The 18773-nt window shown below is 70.3% G+C and carries 18 protein-coding genes; 7 read left to right on the top strand and 11 right to left on the bottom strand.

The features are described 5' to 3' along the window. The first annotated feature begins 9 nt into the window (after positions 1 to 9). Genes G531_RS0118260 through purU form a run of 3 tightly spaced genes read left to right on the top strand, consistent with a single transcriptional unit; the run spans position 10 to position 2851 of the window. Positions 10 to 1326 (top strand): UDP-glucose dehydrogenase family protein, encoded by a 1317-nt coding sequence (locus G531_RS0118260; protein WP_026928328.1) that lies wholly within the window; start codon positions 10 to 12, stop codon positions 1324 to 1326. A gap of 28 nt (positions 1327 to 1354) precedes the next feature. Then, positions 1355 to 1960 (top strand): DUF4352 domain-containing protein, encoded by a 606-nt coding sequence (locus G531_RS0118255; protein ID WP_026928327.1) that lies wholly within the window; start codon positions 1355 to 1357, stop codon positions 1958 to 1960. Between the two features lie 30 nt (positions 1961 to 1990). Further along, positions 1991 to 2851 carry a formyltetrahydrofolate deformylase gene (gene purU / locus G531_RS0118250; RefSeq protein WP_026928326.1) on the top strand — a complete coding sequence of 287 codons (861 nt, stop codon included), beginning with the start codon at positions 1991 to 1993 and terminating at the stop codon, positions 2849 to 2851. A gap of 7 nt (positions 2852 to 2858) precedes the next feature. Here the strand turns inward: purU and G531_RS23885 are convergent, their stop codons facing one another. Both G531_RS23885 and G531_RS24940 read right to left on the bottom strand, forming a co-directional pair. Beyond that, positions 2859 to 3524: a response regulator gene (locus G531_RS23885; protein ID WP_162143195.1), complete on the bottom strand. Its 666-nt coding sequence runs from the start codon at positions 3522 to 3524 to the stop codon at positions 2859 to 2861. Between the two features lie 89 nt (positions 3525 to 3613). Further along, positions 3614 to 5851 (bottom strand): sensor histidine kinase, encoded by a 2238-nt coding sequence (locus G531_RS24940; protein WP_026928325.1) that lies wholly within the window; start codon positions 5849 to 5851, stop codon positions 3614 to 3616. A gap of 217 nt (positions 5852 to 6068) precedes the next feature. Between G531_RS24940 and G531_RS0118235 the strand changes: the two genes are divergently transcribed. Continuing rightward, positions 6069 to 7058, top strand: coding sequence for a malate dehydrogenase (locus G531_RS0118235; protein ID WP_026928324.1), 990 nt, complete (start codon positions 6069 to 6071; stop codon positions 7056 to 7058). Positions 7059 to 7093: 35 nt separating this feature from the next. Here the strand turns inward: G531_RS0118235 and G531_RS0118230 are convergent, their stop codons facing one another. Further along, the gene (locus G531_RS0118230; protein ID WP_026928323.1) at positions 7094 to 7789 is read right to left on the bottom strand and encodes a response regulator; all 696 of its coding nucleotides are present in this window, start codon (positions 7787 to 7789) and stop codon (positions 7094 to 7096) included. Beyond that, on the bottom strand, positions 7786 to 8919 hold the full coding sequence (locus G531_RS24935; protein WP_051215693.1) for a sensor histidine kinase: 1134 nt from the start codon (positions 8917 to 8919) through the stop codon (positions 7786 to 7788). The genes G531_RS0118230 and G531_RS24935 overlap by 4 nt, the downstream gene beginning before the upstream one ends. A gap of 186 nt (positions 8920 to 9105) precedes the next feature. Here G531_RS24935 and G531_RS0118220 point away from each other — a divergent pair, with 186 nt between their 5' ends. Then, positions 9106 to 9753 (top strand): hypothetical protein, encoded by a 648-nt coding sequence (locus tag G531_RS0118220; protein ID WP_026928322.1) that lies wholly within the window; start codon positions 9106 to 9108, stop codon positions 9751 to 9753. A 63-nt stretch (positions 9754 to 9816) separates the two neighbouring features. Here G531_RS0118220 and G531_RS0118215 read toward each other — a convergent pair whose 3' ends face one another. Then, positions 9817 to 10212, bottom strand: a complete 396-nt coding sequence (locus G531_RS0118215) for a VOC family protein (protein ID WP_026928321.1) — start codon at positions 10210 to 10212, stop codon at positions 9817 to 9819. Between the two features lie 179 nt (positions 10213 to 10391). Between G531_RS0118215 and G531_RS0118210 the strand changes: the two genes are divergently transcribed. After that, on the top strand, positions 10392 to 10913 hold the full coding sequence (locus tag G531_RS0118210) for a DUF4190 domain-containing protein (protein ID WP_026928320.1): 522 nt from the start codon (positions 10392 to 10394) through the stop codon (positions 10911 to 10913). 12 nt (positions 10914 to 10925) lie between these two features. Here the strand turns inward: G531_RS0118210 and G531_RS23870 are convergent, their stop codons facing one another. The 5 genes from G531_RS23870 to G531_RS25870 are packed head-to-tail and all read right to left on the bottom strand — an operon-like array spanning position 10926 to position 15582. Continuing rightward, positions 10926 to 11249: a DUF3017 domain-containing protein gene (locus G531_RS23870; protein ID WP_081684250.1), complete on the bottom strand. Its 324-nt coding sequence runs from the start codon at positions 11247 to 11249 to the stop codon at positions 10926 to 10928. Further along, complete coding sequence (locus tag G531_RS0118200) at positions 11249 to 12103, bottom strand: bifunctional methylenetetrahydrofolate dehydrogenase/methenyltetrahydrofolate cyclohydrolase (RefSeq protein WP_026928319.1); 855 nt, start codon at positions 12101 to 12103, stop codon at positions 11249 to 11251. The genes G531_RS23870 and G531_RS0118200 overlap by 1 nt, the downstream gene beginning before the upstream one ends. A gap of 25 nt (positions 12104 to 12128) precedes the next feature. Beyond that, the gene (purH, locus tag G531_RS0118195) at positions 12129 to 13703 is read right to left on the bottom strand and encodes a bifunctional phosphoribosylaminoimidazolecarboxamide formyltransferase/IMP cyclohydrolase (protein ID WP_026928318.1); all 1575 of its coding nucleotides are present in this window, start codon (positions 13701 to 13703) and stop codon (positions 12129 to 12131) included. Continuing rightward, positions 13696 to 14298 carry a phosphoribosylglycinamide formyltransferase gene (gene purN, locus G531_RS23865; protein ID WP_035759669.1) on the bottom strand — a complete coding sequence of 201 codons (603 nt, stop codon included), beginning with the start codon at positions 14296 to 14298 and terminating at the stop codon, positions 13696 to 13698. Before purN ends, purH begins: the two co-directional genes overlap by 8 nt. Before the next feature lie 9 nt (positions 14299 to 14307). Further along, complete coding sequence (locus G531_RS25870; protein ID WP_026928317.1) at positions 14308 to 15582, bottom strand: cell division protein PerM; 1275 nt, start codon at positions 15580 to 15582, stop codon at positions 14308 to 14310. A 128-nt stretch (positions 15583 to 15710) separates the two neighbouring features. On the opposite strand from G531_RS25870, the gene G531_RS0118180 reads away from it, so the two are divergent. Beyond that, positions 15711 to 17777, top strand: coding sequence for a hypothetical protein (locus G531_RS0118180; protein ID WP_026928316.1), 2067 nt, complete (start codon positions 15711 to 15713; stop codon positions 17775 to 17777). 93 nt (positions 17778 to 17870) lie between these two features. Here G531_RS0118180 and sucD read toward each other — a convergent pair whose 3' ends face one another. Beyond that, positions 17871 to 18764 carry a succinate--CoA ligase subunit alpha gene (sucD, locus tag G531_RS0118175; RefSeq protein ID WP_026928315.1) on the bottom strand — a complete coding sequence of 298 codons (894 nt, stop codon included), beginning with the start codon at positions 18762 to 18764 and terminating at the stop codon, positions 17871 to 17873. Positions 18765 to 18773 lie beyond the last annotated feature (9 nt).

Below are 18773 nucleotides of genomic sequence, written 5' to 3'. Positions count from 1 at the left end.
TATCCACGAGTGCCTCTGAACATCTCTGTGATCGGTACCAACTATCTCGGTGCCGCCCATGCCGCCGGAATGGCCGAGTTCGGCCACAACGTGATCGGTGTCGACATCGACCCGCAGCGGGTCGCGACCCTGAACGCGGGTCGCTCGACCATTTACGAGGACGGCCTGGAGCCGCTGCTGGAACGGCATACCGCCAGTGGTCGGCTGCGCTTCACCACCGACTACGCCGAGATCGCCGACTGGGCCGATGTGCACTTCCTGTGTGTCGGTACGCCGCAGTCGGCCACCGGAGCGGCGGATCTGTCCCAGGTGTTCTCCGCGATCGACACGCTGGCTCCACTGCTGACCGGCAAGCCGACGGTGATCGCGGGCAAGTCGACGGTTCCGGTCGGGACCGCGATGCGGATCCAGGAGCGGCTCAACGAGATCGCCCCGATCGGCCCCGACGCCCAGGTGATGTGGAATCCGGAGTTCCTGCGCGAGGCGCATGCGGTCGAGGACACCCTGCATCCGGACCGGATCGTGTTCGGTGTGCAGTCCCCGCAGACGCTGCGGCTGATGCGCCGGGTGTACGCGATCCCGCTGTCGGAGCAGACGCCGGTGGTCGAATGCGATCTGGCCACCGCCGAACTGGTCAAGGTCGCCGCGAATGCGTTCCTGGCGACCAAGATCTCCTTCATCAATGCGATGGCGCAGATGTGCCAGTCCGCCGGCGGGGACGTCACCGTACTCGCCGACGCGATCGGCCACGACAAGCGGATCGGGCGGGAGTTCCTGAACGCCGGCCTCGGGTTCGGCGGCGGCTGTCTGCCCAAGGACATCCGGGCGCTGGCCAGCCGCGCCGACGAACTCGGCGTGGACGTGCTCAGCGACCTGATCGAATCGGTGGAGGCGATCAACCTCGGCCAGCGCCAGGAGGTGGTCGACCTGGCGGTGGAGCAGTTGGGCGGCGAGGTGACCGGGAAGCGGATCGCGATCCTGGGTGCGGCGTTCAAGCCGGGCACCGACGACACCCGCAACTCCCCGGCCCTCGATGTGGCCGATGCGCTCGCCGCGAAGGGGGCCCAGGTGTGCGTGTACGACCCGCAGGCCCGGGTCCGGCACGGCGACATCGTCCAGGCCGAGTCGATCGCCGAGGCGCTCACCGACGCCGAACTGGTGCTGCACCTGACCGAGTGGACGCTGTTCCGCCAGCTCGACCCGGCCGAGTACGTGTCGCTGGTGAAGAACCCGCTGATCATCGACGGCCGGCTCAAACTGGACCGGCCGCGCTGGGTCGAGGCCGGCTGGAAGGTCGTCCAGATGGGGCGCGCCGCGACGCTGTGATCGCCCCCGGGGTGGTTCCATGGAGGGCGTGTCTGCCCGTCATGCCCTGCGTACCACCCTGTCGGCCCTGCGTAGCACCGGTTCGGTTCTGACGCTGGTCGGCGTACTCGCGCTGAGCGGGTGCGCCACCGGGGTCACCGTCGCCGGCGCACCGACGGGCCTGCCCAGCGAGGCGGCGCCGACCCCGACGCCGCTGCTGGAGACCCCGACCCCGAGCAGCTCACCGACCCCGGAACAGGTGACCCCGGTGGAGGGGCCGACGGTCGACGTCAAGGGAGCCACCGGGGCCGGTCGGATCCAGCTGGAGACCTACACCTGGCGGACCCAGGGGCAGGGCAGCAAGGCCCTGCCGCCCGAGCACGGCAGCTACCTCGTGCTGGACCTGGCCTGGACCGCGACCGAGGGAACCCTCACGGTCAACCCGCTGTATGTGAAGCTGCGCGGCGGGGACGGCACCGAGTACCAGCCGACCATGGGGGTCGACGGCAACGAGCCGGTGCTGGCCACCAGGAAGCTGAACACCGGGGAGACCGCCACCGGCATCGTCGCCTTCGACGTGCCCCGGGAGAATGTCACCGTCGTGTTCACCGACGAAACCGGCATCCAGGCGGCCCAGGTGGCGATTACCGCCTGAGGGCGGACGCCGGTGGCCTAGGCTGCCGGGGTGACTTCCGATTCGCCGAGCGCCCAGCACTGGGTGCTCACGCTCACCTGTCCCGACCGGCCCGGCATCGTGCACGCGGTCTCCGCGGCCGTGGTGGCCGCCCGCGGCAACATCGCCGAATTGCAGCAGTTCTCCAACTCCGAGGGCCACTTCTTCATGCGGATCCAGGTGGATTCGGCGGCCTCACGTGCCGAACTCGAATCCACCCTCGGTCCGGTGGCCGAGGACCTGGGCGCGACCTGGAACCTGGATCACCTCGGTCGGCCGAAGCGGACGCTGATCCTGGCCTCCAAGGCCGCGCACTGCCTCAACGACCTGCTGTTCCGGCAGCGCTCGGGCTGGCTGCCGATCGAGGTGCCGCTGGTGCTGGCGAACCACCCGGATCTGACCGATCTGGCCCAGTTCTACGGGGTGCCGCTGGAGCACCACGCGGTGCTGCCGGAGACGAAGGCGGCCTTCGAGCGCCGGATCATGGAGGCGGTCGAGGAGTACGACATCGAGTTGGTGGTGCTGGCCCGCTACATGCAGATCCTGTCCCCGCAGCTGTGCGAGTTCCTGCACGGCCGGGCGATCAATATCCACCACTCCTTCCTGCCGGGCTTCAAGGGCGCGAATCCGTACCGCCAGGCCTACGAGCGGGGGGTGAAGCTGATCGGCGCGACCGCTCACTTCGTGACCTCCGACCTCGATGAGGGACCGATCATCGAGCAGAACGTCGTGCGGGTGGATCACACCAAGTCCGCCACCGACCTGCGGGCGATCGGCCAGGACGCGGAGTCCCAGACGCTGACCGCGGCGGTGAAGCTGTTCGCCGAGGACCGGGTGCTGCTGGACGGGGCCCGGACGGTGATCTTCCGCTGAGCCGGGATCAGCCGGGCAGGTCCAGGTAGCCGTCGCGGTGCGCCTCGCGGACCGCGCCGAAGGCGTTCCCGACCGCCCGGTCGAGGTCGGCGTACCGCTTGGCGATCCGGGAGAAGTAGGTGATCACCGTCGACTCCTCCACCGGCGGGTTCATCCGGCGCCCGATCGCCTTCTTGGGTACGCCGGCGGCGTACAACTGCAGCGCCTGGAGTTCCCGCGGCGCCAGGTGGGCCGCCAGGGTCTCATCGGTGGCCAGCACGTACGCCAGATCGCTGGAAACGGCGAACTCCCCCGAGGCGACCTGCTGGATCGCCTCGAGCAGGCTCTCATCGGGGTCGGACTTCAGCGCGACCCCGGAGGCCCCGGCCCGGATGGCGTTGCGGATCGGCATCGGGCGTACCTCGGAGGTGTACATCAGACACTTGATCCCCAGCGCGGTGAGCGTCCGGATCGTGTCCGGCGCCTCGGAGCCGTCATTGAGGTAGAGGTCCAGCAGCGCCACATCGACCTGCTGATCGGCGACCGCGGCGATGAGTTCGCGGGCGGTGTGCGCCTGCGCCACCAGGGTCAGTTGGTCGGGGTGCTGTTCGGCGAGCGACTCGACCCCGCGGACCACGATCGCATGATCATCCACGGCGGCCAGCCGGATCGGTGCCTCAACTTGCTGTGTCATGTCAGTGGTCTCCATCTCCCTCATCATGACCTGTCCGCTCGCCGGCTGCAGTCCGATTTCCTGGGGACAGTAGTTTGTGGGCCCGCAGTTCACCGGGTGTGCCGGCCGCGGGCACTGGCGGTCGCCGCCAGCACCGGCCGGCCCAGTTCCACCCGGCAGAAGGCGTCGGAGACGTCGGTGGCCACCTCGGGCAGTTCGACCACGTCGGCGAGTTGTTCGGGGGTCGGTTCGGGCAGCACCGCCACCGGGGTCGGCATGGCGGTGACCACCATCGTCCCGGCGTGCACCTGGGCGACCAGGCCGAGCAGTCGCACCAGGTCGGCCCCGGTGCGGGTGACATCCTCCGGGGACAGCCGCAGGTCCACCCGCCACCCGGCCGCGCGCAACCGGCGTACCGCCTCGCGCAGGGCCGCCGAGCCGCCGCCGAAGCGGATCTCGTCGCGCAGGTCCGCCTCGTGCATCCGGGCCTCGGCGATCACCTCGGGGTCACGCAGGTCGGCCGCGCCGGTGGCGACCCGCTCCAGGAAGGGGCCGACGTCGCGATTGACCCGGCTCAGGCGTTGCGACATCAGCTCCGCGCGCACCTTCAGCTCGTGGGCGCGGGCATCGGAGCGGGCGGTTTCGGCCAGCGCCTGCACGGTACGTCGGCCCAGCTGATTCACCACCATTCGAACCACCACGATCGCCACCAACAGGCTGGGCGCGATCATCGAGCCGACGTAGTTCTGGAAGGCGAACAGCACCCCGAAGCGGGCGATCAGCACCACGATGATCTCGGCGGTGACCACCACCAGCATCAGCCAGGACGCCCACAGCGGAAACTGCGACACGGTGGGGATCACCAGCAGCGCCACCACGATGCTGGCCGACCAGAAGTACGCCGAGTCCCGCAGCCCGTCCGGCAGCGCCCAGGCGTTGCCGATGAGGGTGACCAGGGCCACCACCGGGACCAGCCAGGCGTACAGCGCCGGCAGGGCCCGCCGCGAGGCGATCAGCACCATCAATATTCCGTAGCCGAACGACAGCAGCGCCGCCCCGACCACCAGCAGAGGGCGCGGCACCATCGGCAGGGTCACCGTCGCGGTGACCACGCTGCCCAGCAGCATCGGCAGCGCCACCCGGGCCGAGGCGGCCCGCAGGTCCAGCCACATCCGCTGCGCCGGTGCGGTCTCGCTGCCCGGGGGCTGCCAGGCGATCTCGACGGTGGTACCACGCGGCCCGGAGCGGATCGTGGCCGTTCCCCCGACCCCCTCCATCCGTTCCACGATCGAGTGCTGCAGGCCACCCCACACCGCCCGGTCGGTGTCGAACCCGTGCCCGGAGTCGGCGACCGACACCCGCACCCCGGCACCCTTCGCGGTGATCGTCACCCGGACCGACTCCGCGCCGGAGTGTCGATCGGCATTGCGGACCGCCTCGGCCGCGGCCAGGGCGACCGCCTCGGCGACATCGTCGGGCAGGCCGCTCACCTCCCCGACCACACTGATCCGGATCCCGACCTGCCCCGACACCGCCGCCAACCGGGCCTCCAGGTCGCCGGAGTCGGTGTGTTCACCCTGTTGCGCCAGCCGTTCCCGGGTCAGCGCGGCCAGGCTCCGCAACTGCTCGGGCTCGTTGACCAGCCGCTGCGAGGCCACCGCACGGACCGAGTGGATCACCTCATCGTGCAGGAACCGTTCGACTTCCTTGGTCTGGTGGGCGACCGCGTGGGAGTGCGCCTCCCGGGCGTACGCCTCGGACTGCTCGTCCAGGGCGGTCTGGGTGGTCCGACCGATCGCCCGGACCGCGTCGAAGCCCAGGACGACGGTCAGCGCCAGGGCGATCTCGGAGACCCCCCCGATGATCCCGCTGACCATCGAGGCGGGCGTCCCGGCGTACGCGAACAACCGGGCCACCAGGAACCCGGCCATCGTCGGGGCACCGATCCGCCAGCGCACCCGCCGGTCGGAGAATCCCAGCAGGAACGCCTCGATCGAACTGATCATGTGCGAGGGCCACCAGGTCACCGGGTACGCCGGTTGGGCCAACCCGTAGATCAGCACCAGGGCCAGGCTGAGCACCGCGACGACCGTGTTCACCCGGGTCGACTCCCGATGCAGCAGCACCAGCACCAGCACCGCGCAGGTGGTCAGCGCGAGACCGGCATGGGCGAGCTGGGCCCACAGCGGCAGCTCGGCGCTCTCCCGCAGCCCGGTTTCTCCGAAGGCGATCAGCGCCACCAGGGGCGGGACGACGAACATCCACCGCAACCCGGACTCGGTGATCGCCGACCACGATCGCTCCTGCGTCCCGGCATTATCCTGCGTCCCTGCATCAGTCAGCGCCATCAGCGTCCCCGTATTCCCCCGACCCGGTTTGCCGCTGCTGGTCAACGATGCTCGTCGAGACAGTGGCCGCCTGAGAAAATCCTACGACCAGCGCAGCCCGGGGGTGCACCCGGAGCCCTCGGATCCGGCGCTGATAGCGTTTCGAACAGGTCGGCGCAACGAAGCGGCCGGCCGGGGTACAAGCCACAACCGTGGCCGCCGAGACCGAGGAGACACAGTGAGCCAGACCCCCATCAAGGTTGCCGTGACCGGCGCTGCCGGAAACATCGGCTACAGCCTGTTGTTCCGGATCGCCGCGGGCGAAGTGTTCGGTCCGGACCGTCCGGTCCAACTGCGGCTGCTGGAGATCACCCCCGCCCTGCAGGCGTTGGAGGGCACCGTCATGGAACTCGATGACTGCGCCCTGCCGTTGCTGGATTCGGTGGTCATCGGCGATGATCCGAATCAGGTCTTCGACGGCGTCAACGCCGCCTTCCTGGTCGGCGCCAAGCCGCGCGGCAAGGGCATGGACCGCGCCGACCTGCTGCGCGAGAACGGCGGCATCTTCGGCCCCCAGGGCAAGGCCCTCAACGATCATGCCGCCGACGACGTGCGCGTCCTGGTCACCGGCAACCCGGCCAACACCAACGCGCTGATCGCCTCGGTCAGCGCCCCCGACATTCCCACCGAGCGGTTCACCGCGCTGACCCGGCTCGACCACAACCGGGCCAAGGCGCAGCTGGCGAAGAAGACCGGAGCGCCGGTCACCGACATCACCCGACTGACCGTGTGGGGCAACCACTCCGACACCCAGTACCCGGACCTGTCGCACTGCCTGGTCGCCGGCAAGCCCGCCCTCGAGGTCGTCAACGACACCGCCTGGGTCCGGGAGACCTTCATCCCGACCGTGGCCAAGCGCGGTGGCGCGATCATCGCCGCCCGCGGCGCCTCCTCGGCCGCCTCGGCCGCGAACGCCACCCTGGAGCACATGCACGATCTGTTCCTGGGCACCAACGCCGACGACTGGACCTCGATGGCCCTGGTCTCGCCGGGCGCGTACGGGGTTCCCGAGGGGATCGTCTACTCCTTCCCGGTGACCGCCAAGGACGGGGACTGGACCATCGTCGAGGGCCTGGCGATCGATGAGTTCTCCCGCGGCAAGATCGACGCCTCGGCCGAGGAACTCATCAGCGAGCGCGAGGCCGTGAAGGCCGCCGGGTTGATCTGACCCTCCCCCAGCATCCGCTGCAGCGGCCGGCCGGTTCATCGGCCGGCCGCTTCCGGTTGTCCCGGGTCGGTGGGCGGGCGGACCAGACCGTGGTCGTAGGCGTAGATCACCGCATGGACCCGGTCCCGCAGGCCGAGCTTGGCCAGCAAGCGGGCCACGTGCGTCTTGACCGTGGTCTCGGCCACGAACAGCGTGGCGGCGATCTCCGCGTTCGACAGCCCTCGGACGATCAGGTCGAGGGTCTCCCGCTCGCGCCCGGTCAATCGGGCCACCTGTTCCCGGGCGGCCCGGTCCACGCTCGGGCGCTGCGCCAGATAGGCGGTGATCAGCCGCGAGGTGATGCGGGGGGCCAGCAGAGCGTCCCCGGCGTACACCGACCGGATGCCGGTGACCAGGATCGACGGGTCCACGTCCTTGAGCAGGAACCCGCTCGCGCCGGCCCGCAGGGCGTCGTGGACGTAGTCGTCGAGGTCGAAGGTGGTCAGCATGATCACCCGGGTGGTGCAGTGCGGCAGGGCAGTGATGCGACGGGTGGCCTCGACGCCGTCCATCCGCGGCATTCGGACGTCCATCAGCACCACGTCGGGGCGCAATTCCTTGACCCGGGCCACCGCCTCGATGCCATCGCCGGCCTCCCCCACGATCTCGAGATCGGGTTCGATCTCCAGCAACAGCCGGAACCCGCGGCGGACCAGCATCTGGTCGTCGACCACCAGCACCGAGATGGTCATGGCGTCACCAGCGGCAGCGTCGCCCGCAGTTCGAAGCCGCCTCCGGCGACGGCCCCGGCGGTCAGGTGCCCACCGTAGACCGCAACCCGCTCGCGCATGCCGATCAGTCCGTGGCCGGGGGCGGCACCCTCGGTGGTGCCCTGTCCGTCGTCGCGGACGACGAGTTCGAGGTCGTGGTCGTGGTAGTCGATCAACACCTCGGCACAGCTGGGGGCCTGCGCATGGCGCAGCACGTTGGTGAGCCCCTCCTGAATGATCCGGTAGGCGGTCATGTCGAAGGTCTGCCCCAGCTGGGTGGGGGTGCCGCGGACGGTGAGCCGCACCGGCAGGCCGGCTGCCTCGAAGCGGGCCACCAGGTCCGGCAGGTCCGTCAGGCCGGGTGCGGGGGCGAATTCGGCGACGTGGTCCTCATCGCGCAGGACGGCCACCATCCGCCGCATCTCGCCGAGTGCCTCGCGGCCGGCCTGCTCGACGATCAGCAGCGCCTCGATCTCGACCTGTTGGTCGTCGTGCAGGCGCCGGCGTACCGCGGTGGCCTGCAGGGTCATCAGGCTGACATGGTGACCGATCACATCGTGGAGTTCCCGCGCGACCCGGTTCCGCTCCTGCGAGACCGCGCGCGCCGCAGCCTCGGCCCGCGACAGCTTGCGCTGTTCGACGACCTGCAGCCGGGACCGGACCAGCGCCCCCAGCAACCAGGCCACCATCGGCTGCAATCCCCAGAACAGCGATTCCGCCCGCAGGGTCCAGGTGGTCATCAGCGGGTCGAAGCCGATCCAGCAGGCCACGAACACCGCCAACAGCACCAGCCCGTACCAGGCCGGCCGCCGCTTCTCCCATCGGGCAACGCTGTACCCGGCGATCCCGGGCATCATGCCGACCCCGTTGCCCTCCGGCGAACCGACCAGCGCCCAGGAGACCCCGTAGACCACCACGATGAAGGTCAGTACTTCCAGCGGTGCCCGGCGGCGGAACACCAGCGCCAGGGCAGCCAGGCCGTAGGTGAGCGCCTGTACCCAGGCCGGTCCCTGCCGATGGGTGACCCCGATCCCCGCCCACACCTCGGCCTGCCCCGCGATGAGGGCCAGCAGTGCGACCGCGATGTCGAATGCCCAGCTTCGCCGTGACATGTTCCCACGCTAGCCCCTCCGCCCGCCGGCGACTTCCTCCTTCGGGAGGACACCGTCCTCGTCCCGGCGACGACCGGCGGGGCCCGCAGGGCGGACGATCCCGGGCGCCCGGATTCCTAGCGTGGACCTATCGGCCACCCCGGCCGGTCCACACCCGAAGGGATCACCAGCATGACTCAATCAAGCATGACTCGATCACGAACGGCGGGCATCGGCCTGGCCGCCTTCGCCGTCCTCACTGTCCTCACCGCGATCCTGGCTCCGGTGCCGGGCGGTTCCTACCGTCCCGATGTCGTGACCGACTATCTGGCCCAGGGAAACCAATGGCGCCTGTTCCTCGCAGCGTACCTCGGCATCGCCGGTCTGCTGGGACTGATGCTGTTCGGACGCGGCATCCGCGACGAGTTCGCCGACCTGGGCGACGTGGTCTGGGGGCTGGCCCTGGCCGCGCTGGCCACCGGGACCACCGGTTGGTTCCTCGGCGCGGGGGTGGCGGTCGCCACGGCCGAGGGCGGGCCCGAGATCACTGCGGGCATCCCCCTGCCGATCGGCCATACCATCGGCGAGATTGCCGGCCTGCTCGGCGGCTGCGCTCCCGGCCTGTTCATCGGCATCATCGCCGTGTTGTGCTGGCGGACCGGCCTGCCGCTGTGGTTCAAACTGTTTGCCACCGTGGCCGGGGTGTGCGGGATTTTGGCCCCGCTCTACTTCACCTTCTTTTTCTTCCTGCTGTGGTGTCTGGTTGCCGGCGTCTTTCTGGCGGTGCGGCGGGCCCCGGCCGAGCGCCGGGGGAAGGCACGGCGGCCCCTGCCGGCACCGGTCCTGCAGTCCTAGGTCGCCGGCCTGCCCGGCGGTGGGTGGACCCTCGCGATGCGCGGGGGCCCACCCCGACCGGGTTCAGGCCGCGTTCTCGTCGGGCTGGTGGATCCCGAAGGTGTTGCCCTCGGTGTCGATGAAGTAGCCCTGCCAGGCCATCCCCTTCAGCGCGAACTTCGGCATCGCGACCTCGCCGCCGTGGGCCAGGATCGCTTCGAGGGTGGCGTCGTAGTCCGCCACCTGCATCGTCAGCACCGCGGCGTTGGTGCCCTGCTCGCGACCGGGCGCGGCGGCCGGGCGCTGCAGCAGACCGCCGTTGATGCCGGGCTCGTTGTCGTTGCCGGTGAGGACGCCGAAGTACGGGGATCCGGTGGTGCCGGAGTAGTCCTCGAAGGCCCAGCCGAACACTTCGGCGTAGAAGTTCTTGGCGCGCTCGACATCGTCGGCCTGGATTTCGAAGTGGACAGGACGGGCCATGGTCGTCTCCTTGCGGGGGTCTGGTGGTGCGTGTCGGGATGACGCAACCGACTCTGCCACCCGGGTCCGAACCGGTCGGCGCCGGGGTCGGCCGGGCGGGCGCATTTGGCCGAACCGATAAGCTGGTCGGCACGCCCCAGGGGTGCGCACTCCGCTCGCGAGCCGAGGAAGGATCTCAGATGAGTCAGAACTACCCGAGCGACGGTCCGAACCGGTTCTCGACCAACGCCGACGGTGTCACTCCCGCCGGGGCCGACGCCTGGCCGAGCCCCGCCGGCGATCCCTGGGGTACGCCGCCGGCCGAGCCCGCCGCACCGAACCCCGCCCCGACCGAGCCGGCCGATCCGACCCCGACGGCCAGCTACTTCCCCAGCTACGACGCCAATGCGAACTACTCCGCGGGTTACTACTCCGAGCAGTCCGCGCCGCCGCCGATGAGCTATCAGCCGGTGGTCTACCAGCCGGCGCCGACCCGGGCCAACTCGCCGTTGGCGATCACCGCGGTGGTGATGTCGATCGCAACCGTGTTCTGTGGCATCACCGCCCCGTTCGCGCTCGGCTTCGGCATCGCCGGCTACCGCCAGGTCAACGAGCATCCCGACCGGTACACCGGCCGGGGCATGGCGATCGCCGGGATGGCCGTGGGCGGTGCGCTGACCGCACTGTGGGCGTTGTTCCTGCTGATGGCCATCATCCGCTGAGCCCGCGCCCGGTCAGCGCGGGCGCAGCGCCGGGACCGAGATCGCCAGCAGGCCGATCCCGATGCCCAGCGCGATCATGATCGACACGTCGACCGCCCGGCTGCGTACCTTCAACAGCCCGGCCCAGCGCGCCGGCAGCACCAGCCGCAGCATCCCACCGAGCACCAGGGCCGCCCCGACCAGGCCGCTGCCCCAGCGCCAGTGATTCACCTGAACCAGCACCAGCCCGAAGACGACCACCGCCAGGACCCCGAGCAGGGCCCAGGGACTCTCGGATCGGCGTCCCGGCGGTTCGGTCGGTTCGGTCGGCTCGGCCGGTTCGGTCGGCTCGGCCATCAACCCGCCAGGACGGCCGCGCGATCCACGACGTTCTGCAGCAACATGGCCCGGGTCATCGGGCCCACCCCGCCGGGATTCGGGGTCACCCAGTCGGCAACCTCCCAGACCCCTTCGTCGAAGTCGCCGACCTGCTTGCCCTCGGCGTTGCGGGTGATCCCCACGTCGACCAGGGCCGCGCCCGGCTTGATCATGTCCGCGGTGATCATCCCCGGCACCCCGGCCGCCGCCACGACGATGTCGGCGCCCCGGGTGTGCTCGGCCAGGTTCCGGGTGCCGGTGTGGCACAGGGTGACCGTGGCGTTCTCACTGCGTCGGGTCAGCAGCAGCCCGAGCGGGCGACCCACGGTGATGCCGCGCCCGACGACACAGACCTCCGCGCCGGCGATGGTGATGCCGCTGCGCCGCAGCAGTTCCACGATCCCGCGCGGGGTGCACGGCAGCGGGCCGGGGATGCCCAGCACCAACTTGCCCAGGCTGGTCGGATGCAGCCCGTCGGCGTCCTTGTCCGGGTCGATCATGGTGAGCGCCCGCTGTTCGTCCAGATGCTTGGGCAGCGGCAACTGGACGATGTAGCCGGTGCATGCCGGGTTCTGGTTGAGCCCGTCGATCGCCTCGGCCAGTTGCTCCTCGGTGGCGTCGGCGGGCAGATCGATCCGGATCGATTCGATCCCGACCTGGGCGCAGTCGCGGTGCTTGCCGTTGACGTAGATCTGACTGCCCGGGTCGTCCCCGACCAGGATGGTGCCCAGTCCGGGCACGATGCCCTGCTCCCGCAGGTCGGCCACCCGGGCGCGCAGTTCGTCCTTGATGGTCGCCGCGCAGGCCTTGCCGTCCAGTTTCTGTGCCGTCACAGTGTCTCCTCGGTCCTCGCGGGAATCAGTGGAAGAAGTGCCGGGTACCGGTGAAGTACATGGTGACCCCGGCGTCCTGGCAGGCCTTGATGGTCTCCTCGTCCCGGATCGAGCCGCCCGGCTGAACGATCGCCTTCACCCCGGCGTCGATCAGGATCTGCGGGCCGTCGGAGAACGGGAAGAACGCATCCGAGGCGGCCACCGCACCGTCGGCCCGGCCGTCGGAACGCTCGACGGCGAGCCGGCAGGAGTCGACCCGGTTCACCTGTCCCATGCCGACCCCGACCGAGGCGCCGTCACTGGCCAGCAGGATCGCGTTCGACTTGACCGCACGAACCGCCCGCCAGGCGAACAGCAGGTCGGCCATCGTCTGCGGATCGGCCGCGGTCCCGGAGGCCAGGGTCCAGCTCGCCGGGTCGTCGCCGGCGGCGTCGATCCGGTCCGGGGCCTGGAGCAGCGCGCCCCCGGAGATCGGGTGCAGGTTGCGCGCGCGATGGACGTACGCCGGGGCGGTGAGCAGCCGGATGTTCTTCTTGGCCTGCAGCACCTCCAGCGCGCCGTCCGCGTAGCCGGGCGCGATCAGCACCTCGGTGAAAATGTCCTTGACCTGCTCGGCCATTTCGACGGTGACCGGGCGATTGGTCGCGATCACCCCACCGAACGCGCTGACCGGGTCACAGGCGTGCGCCTTGCGATGGGCGTCGGCGATGTCGATCCCGGTCGCGATCCCGCAGGGGTTGGCATGCTTGATGATCGCCACGCACGGCTGGATGAAGTCGTAGGCGGCCCGGTAGGCGGCGTCGCCATCGGTGTAGTTGTTGTAGCTCATCGCCTTACCGTGGTGCTGCACGGCCTGGGTGATCCCCTCGGGGCCGGCCGGGTCGGCGTACAGGGCGGCGGGCTGGTGGGAGTTCTCGCCGTAGCGCAGCGTCCCGACCTTGTTCCAGGAGCCGGCGATCCAGGACGGGAAGCCGTCCCCGGCGGAGGAATCGGTGAGCACGCTGCCCATCCAGGAGGCCACCGCGATGTCGTAGTCAGCGGTGTGCCTGAACGCGGCGGCCGCCAACTGCTTGCGCTGCTCGAGCGTGGTGCCGCCGGCGCCGACCGCCTCCAGCAGAGCGTCGTACTGGTCCGGGGAGGTCACGATCGCCACCGAGGGATGGTTCTTCGCCGCGGCGCGCACCATCGTGGGGCCGCCGATGTCGATCTGCTCGACGCACTCGTCCTCGGTGGCGCCGGAGGCCACGGTCTCGGCGAAGGGGTACAGGTTGACCACGACCAGGTCGAACGGTTCGATCCCGAGGTCGGCGAGCTGGGCCCGGTGGGTCTCCAGCCGCAGGTCGGCCAGGATCCCGGCATGCACCTTGGGATGCAGCGTCTTCACCCGCCCGTCGAGGCATTCGGGGAAGCCGGTGAGCTCCTCGACCGGGGTCACCGCCACGCCGGCCTCGGCCAGGTTGCGGGCGGTGGAGCCGGTGGAGACGATCTGGACCCCGGCCGCTCCCAACGCGGTGCCGAGTTCGGCCAGCCGGGCCTTGTCGTACACCGAGACCAGCGCCCGCCGGATCGGCTTGCGGGTCTGCTCGGGGGTTTCACTCATGACGCTCCTCTTTCGGTTCGGGGGTCCGGTTGCGGGCCAACTCGGTGACGGTCTGCAGCAGCAGGGCCCGTTCCACAACTTTGATGCGCTCGTGCAGGGTCTCCACGGTGTCGCCCTCGTGGACCTCGACCGGCGCCTGGGCGAGGATCTTGCCGGTGTCGACCCCGGCGTCCACCTGGAAGACCGTTGCCCCGGTCACCTTCACCCCGTACGCCAGGGCGTCCCGGGCGCCGTGCATCCCGGGAAAACTCGGCAGCAGCGCGGGATGGGTATTGATCATCCGGCCGCCGAAGCGGTCCAGGAAGGTGGGTCCGACCAGTTTCATGAAGCCGGCACTGACCACCAGATCCGGCTCATGGGCAGCCACCAGGGCGGTCAGTTCGGCGTCCCAGGCGGCCCGGTCGCCGCCCTTGACGAAGGGATGGACGAAGGTGGGCACTTCGCAGCGCTGCGCGCGTTGCAGGCCGTACGCGTCGGCACGGTCGCTGCCGACCGCGACCACCTGCGCGGGCACGGTCCCGTCGGCGGTGGCGTCGAGCAGGGCTTGCAGCAACGTGCCCGATCCCGAGATCAGCACCACCAGTCGAAAGGCCACGCGTTGACTCTAGCGGCCCGACTCCAGCACGGGCAGGCCGTCCGCCGCGCGGCGGGCACGCAGCACGCCCCAGACCAGTCCGACCAGGGCCGCGGTCAGGCCGAGCAGGGGCGGCAGGATCATCGCGACCTGAGGAATCCGGGCGCCCACCCCGGCCAGCCGGCCGGTGCCCAGGTCCCCGGTGGCCAGGGCGCAGGCGAGGAGCACGACCAGCCCGGCGAGCAGTCCGGCCGCCCCGCAGCTGAGTGCGGCGGTCTCGGCCCGCAGCCACGGCTGGCTGCGCATCAACCAGACCGCGGCCACCACCCCGGCCAGCACCGGGATCGCGAACCAGCCCAGGTTCGGCCAACCGGCCGTCCCGTTCGGCAGGGCGCCGAGGACCGGGATCGCCGGGAGCGCCCCGAGATTGCTGCCGGTCACCGCGACAACCGTGTCGGTGCCGATCCGGAACCCGGCCCCGGACACGTACGCCACCCCCCACAGCAGCAGATTGGGCAGGTAGGCAAGTTCGGCCCCGAGCACCAGGATCGCCGGCCAGATCCCCAGTTCCAGATCCCCGTTGAGGGCGGAGACCTGCCCGAAACCGCGGATCAGCCAGAAGACCCAGAGCGCCGCCCCACCGGCGAGCAGCACCGCCGAGGCGTACGCCGCGGCCCGCGGGACCGGTCGCAGCCAGTCCGGCCACGAGCCGCGTGGGTCGTGCCGGGCCCCGCGCAGCGCCCCGAGGTAGGTCGCGACCGCCCCCAGCAGGGCTGACCCGACCAGCGTCCGGGCCCCCTGGCTGGGCGGCCCGACGATCGTGGCGACCACCGTGACGACGGTCACATACGACAACCAGGTGAGCCCGGCCACGTTGCGGACCAGCCGGCCGATATCGGCATCCGGGTCCTCCGCCCGGGCAGCCGCGGCCTCGGCGCGGGCGACCCAGGCGGTCAGCAGCGCCAGGCCGACCCCGAGCAGCAGGGTCAGGGCGAGTGGGGGCAGCGTCCAACTGGTCTGGTCCAGGAACAGGCCCCCGCCCTGGGCGAGCAGCCAGATCTGGGTGCCGCCGCGCACCGCGCCGCCGAGGGACCCGGCTGCGGCACCCCACCCGATCAGGGCCAGGCCGGTCAGCAGGACCCAGCCGAACAGTGCGGCGCCGACACCGGCCAGCGCGGAGGAGGCCCACCACGGTAGCGTGGGCTCGTCCTCGACAGTGGTGTCGAGGGCGTCAGGGTCATCGGTGCCGTGGATCTCGAGTCGGACCCGGGAATCACGCCGAGAAGAGGGATTCAAGCTCGCCATTGCGCTCGATTGTGCCGGAAGCGAACCGTGCAGACTCGCAGGGACACTCGGTTCTCGGGTAAAGTCGAAGCGCCCGTGACCAGTGGGACACCAGTGGGATGGGTGCCCACTTCGGGAAGGAGTGACATATGAGCAACGACGAGGACGCGTCCGCCTACCGGCCGCGCCGCGCCGCCGGCCCGGTCGACGAACCGGCAGGACCGGAGCAGGAGCGCGGAGTGGAGCCTACGCCACCAGGGCGTCGCGCCGCCGGTTTCGCGGCTAACGATTCCGACACGGACGCCGGTGCCACCGACTCCGGTGCGCCGCGGCGTGGTCGCGGATTCGCCTCGGACGGGTCGATGGATGAGACCTCGATCAATCCCGTGGTCACCGATGCCGGCCCGGGGCCCGCGATGGCCCCTCCCCCGCCGCAGGCTGCGCAACAGACCCAGCCGCAGGCTCCACAACAGACCCAGCCGCAGGCTCCACAACAAACCCCGCCGCAGGCTCCGCAACAGACCCCGCCGCAGACCCCGACTCCCGAATCCGGTCGCCCGACCGCGCCGCGCGCGCTGAGCGTACGCGCCGAGCCGGTGGTGGATGCCCCGGTGCCGCCGCGCCGCGAGGAGAACGAGGCAGAGCGTCCGGTCAATCCGTTCGCGCCGAAGCCGGAGCCGGAACAGCAGGCCCCCGAGGAGCCGCAGGGCCGTCGGGTCGCCGAGCCGGAGCAGAAGGAACGCAATCCGTTCAAGCGGCTGCGGGCCAAGCGCGAGGAGTCCCGGTCGTCGCAGGGGCCGCAGACGCCGGTCGACGTCGAGAACGAGGATACCGAGAGCACCAAGGTTCTGCCGGCCGGTGCCGCCGCCCGGGGCGCCAGCGCGGACGCCGACCCCACCACCGCGGAGAAGCCGAAGAAGAAGCGCTCCAAGCGCAACATGGTCGCGGTCGGGGTCTCGATCGCCGCCGGAATCATCATCGTGGCCCTGGTCGCCAGCTTCGGCGTGTGGACCCTGGGCAAGTCCGCGCAGACCGCGAACCAGTCGCCCAGCAGCGCCACCAACTCCGAGCCCGGGCCGCCGCTGACCCAGGAGATGCTGCTCAGCCAGGCCCAGGCGAAGACGGTCGATTCCACCCGGGACTGGTCGGTGACCGGGACCGATACCGGGATCACCGACAAGTCGGCCAGCGCCCCCTGTGTGGCGCCGCAGCCCTCGGGCCAGCCCGGCCCGCAGATCACCTACCTGCGGACGCTGACTGCCTCCGGCGACGACAAGTCCGCGTTGCTGCATCGCGCCGATACCTTCGCCACCGTCGAGGACGCCCAGAAGGTGTTCAACTTCCGCAGCGCCGAGATCGGTGCCTGCACCGGCACCCCGTACTACATCGAGTCGGGCCTGGGCTTCCACGACCTGGGTGATCAGGCGGTCGGCGTACGGCTGATGCTGCGGGAGCAGACCCCGCAGTACCACACGATCATCATCGTGCGGACCGGCCGGACGGTGAACATCTTCGACGCCCACCGGCTCAAGGAGCCGATGAACCGGCCCCAGCTGACCAATGCCATCGGCGAGGTCGTGAACAGCCAGTGCGGTTCGGTCGGCGGCCTGTGCGCCGGTTCGGCCCTGGCCAGCGCCGAGACCGTGCCGCCGCCGGCCGGCGATGCGCCCGGCTTCATGGTTCCCAACGACCTGCCGCGGCTCAGCGACGGGGTGGGTTCGTGGAACGCGACCCCGGTCACCAAGGACCTGAACATCCGTTCCGGCACCGGCTGTGAGGGGGTCGACCTGGGGACCGTGTCGGGCACCACCGACAAGGGCCAGCGGACCTACCTGCTGCGCGACGATCCCGCCGCGCCGACCGGGTTCGGGGCCGATGAAGTGCTGCTGACCTTCGGCTCCAATGGCGATGCCACTGGTCTGTCCGACCGGATCTCCCAGGGGCTGAGCCGGTGCCAGCAGAGCACCCTGACCGGTCAGGCGACCACCCCGGCGCCCTTCGAGACCCAGGTCAGCGGCGTCACCGTGAAGGGCTTCACCTCCACGGTCACCCAGAAGCTGGAGGGCGGTCAGCAGGCCCGCTACCGCGTCGCGGTGGTCGTGGCGGACAAGAAGCTGGTCTACCTGCTGAACAACGCCGACAAGCTGGACTTCACCGATCAGGCCTGGAACGCCACCGCGACCCGGGCCGGGCAGCGCGCCACCCAGTCGCGCTGACCGCGATCGCGGACCGGACACAACGAACCCCGGGCCCGGCATGATGCCGGACCCGGGGTTCTGTGTTGCGGGGGTACGCCGGGGCGTACCCGCTCAGGCCGTGAGGCCCTCCATGATCTCGCGCACCAGGGCCGCGGCACCGGACGGGGTCTTGCCGACCTTGACCCCGGCGGCCTCCAGCGCCTTCTGCTTGGCGGCGGCGGTCCCGGCCGAACCGGAGACGATCGCCCCGGCGTGACCCATGGTCTTGCCCTCCGGGGCGGTAAAGCCGGCCACATAGCCGACGACCGGCTTGGTGACATTGGCCTTGATGTAGTCCGCGGCCCGCTCCTCGGCGTCGCCGCCGATCTCACCGATCATCACGATGGCGTCGGTCTCGGGGTCGTCCTGGAATGCCTGCAGGCAGTCGATGTGAGTGGTCCCGATGACCGGGTCACCGCCGATGCCGACCGCGGTGGAGAAACCGAAGTCGCGCAGCTCGTACATCATCTGGTAGGTCAGGGTGCCCGACTTGGACACCAGCCCGATCCGGCCCTTCTTCGGGGCGATGTCGGCGGGGATGATCCCGGCGTTGGACTGCTCCGGGGAGATGACGCCGGGGCAGTTCGGGCCGATCAGCCGGGTCTTGGATCCCTTGGCCAGGGTGTAGAACTCCGCGGTGTCCTTGACCGCGACGCCCTCGGTGATGCAGATCGCCAGCGGGATCTCGGCCTCGACGGCCTCGACGACGGCGTCCTTGGTGAACTTCGCCGGAACGAAGATGACCGACACGTCCGCGTCGGCGGCCGCGATGGCCTCCTTGACGGTGCCGAAGACGGGAACCTTGACCCCGCCGGCGAACTCGACCTCGGTGCCGGCCTTGCGCGGGTTCACGCCACCGACGATGTTGGTGCCCGAGGTGAGCATGCGCTGGGTGTGCTTCATGCCCTCGGAGCCGGTCATGCCCTGGACGATGACCTTGGAATCAGAATTCAGGAAAATAGCCATTGTTCTCGT

Origin of the sequence: Granulicoccus phenolivorans DSM 17626 = NBRC 107789 = JCM 15570 (assembly GCF_000423085.1) — a bacterium.
Lineage (GTDB): Bacteria > Actinomycetota > Actinomycetes > Propionibacteriales > Propionibacteriaceae > Granulicoccus > Granulicoccus phenolivorans.
Note: the sequence above shows the minus strand (reverse complement) of the source record. Positions and strands in the feature narration are given on the sequence as shown.

Coding starts and splice junctions, on each gene's coding strand:
- G531_RS23885 (WP_162143195.1), bottom strand. CDS start 3,524: ATGACACAGCAAGTTGAGGCACCGATCCGGCTGGCCGCCGTGGATGAT.
- G531_RS24940 (WP_026928325.1), bottom strand. CDS start 5,851: ATGGCGCTGACTGATGCAGGGACGCAGGATAATGCCGGGACGCAGGAG.
- G531_RS0118230 (WP_026928323.1), bottom strand. CDS start 7,789: ATGACCATCTCGGTGCTGGTGGTCGACGACCAGATGCTGGTCCGCCGC.
- G531_RS24935 (WP_051215693.1), bottom strand. CDS start 8,919: ATGTCACGGCGAAGCTGGGCATTCGACATCGCGGTCGCACTGCTGGCC.
- G531_RS0118220 (WP_026928322.1), top strand. CDS start 9,106: ATGACTCGATCACGAACGGCGGGCATCGGCCTGGCCGCCTTCGCCGTC.
- G531_RS0118215 (WP_026928321.1), bottom strand. CDS start 10,212: ATGGCCCGTCCTGTCCACTTCGAAATCCAGGCCGACGATGTCGAGCGC.
- G531_RS0118210 (WP_026928320.1), top strand. CDS start 10,392: ATGAGTCAGAACTACCCGAGCGACGGTCCGAACCGGTTCTCGACCAAC.
- G531_RS23870 (WP_081684250.1), bottom strand. CDS start 11,249: ATGGCCGAGCCGACCGAACCGGCCGAGCCGACCGAACCGACCGAACCG.
- purH (WP_026928318.1), bottom strand. CDS start 13,703: ATGAGTGAAACCCCCGAGCAGACCCGCAAGCCGATCCGGCGGGCGCTG.
- G531_RS25870 (WP_026928317.1), bottom strand. CDS start 15,582: ATGGCGAGCTTGAATCCCTCTTCTCGGCGTGATTCCCGGGTCCGACTC.
- G531_RS0118180 (WP_026928316.1), top strand. CDS start 15,711: ATGAGCAACGACGAGGACGCGTCCGCCTACCGGCCGCGCCGCGCCGCC.
- sucD (WP_026928315.1), bottom strand. CDS start 18,764: ATGGCTATTTTCCTGAATTCTGATTCCAAGGTCATCGTCCAGGGCATG.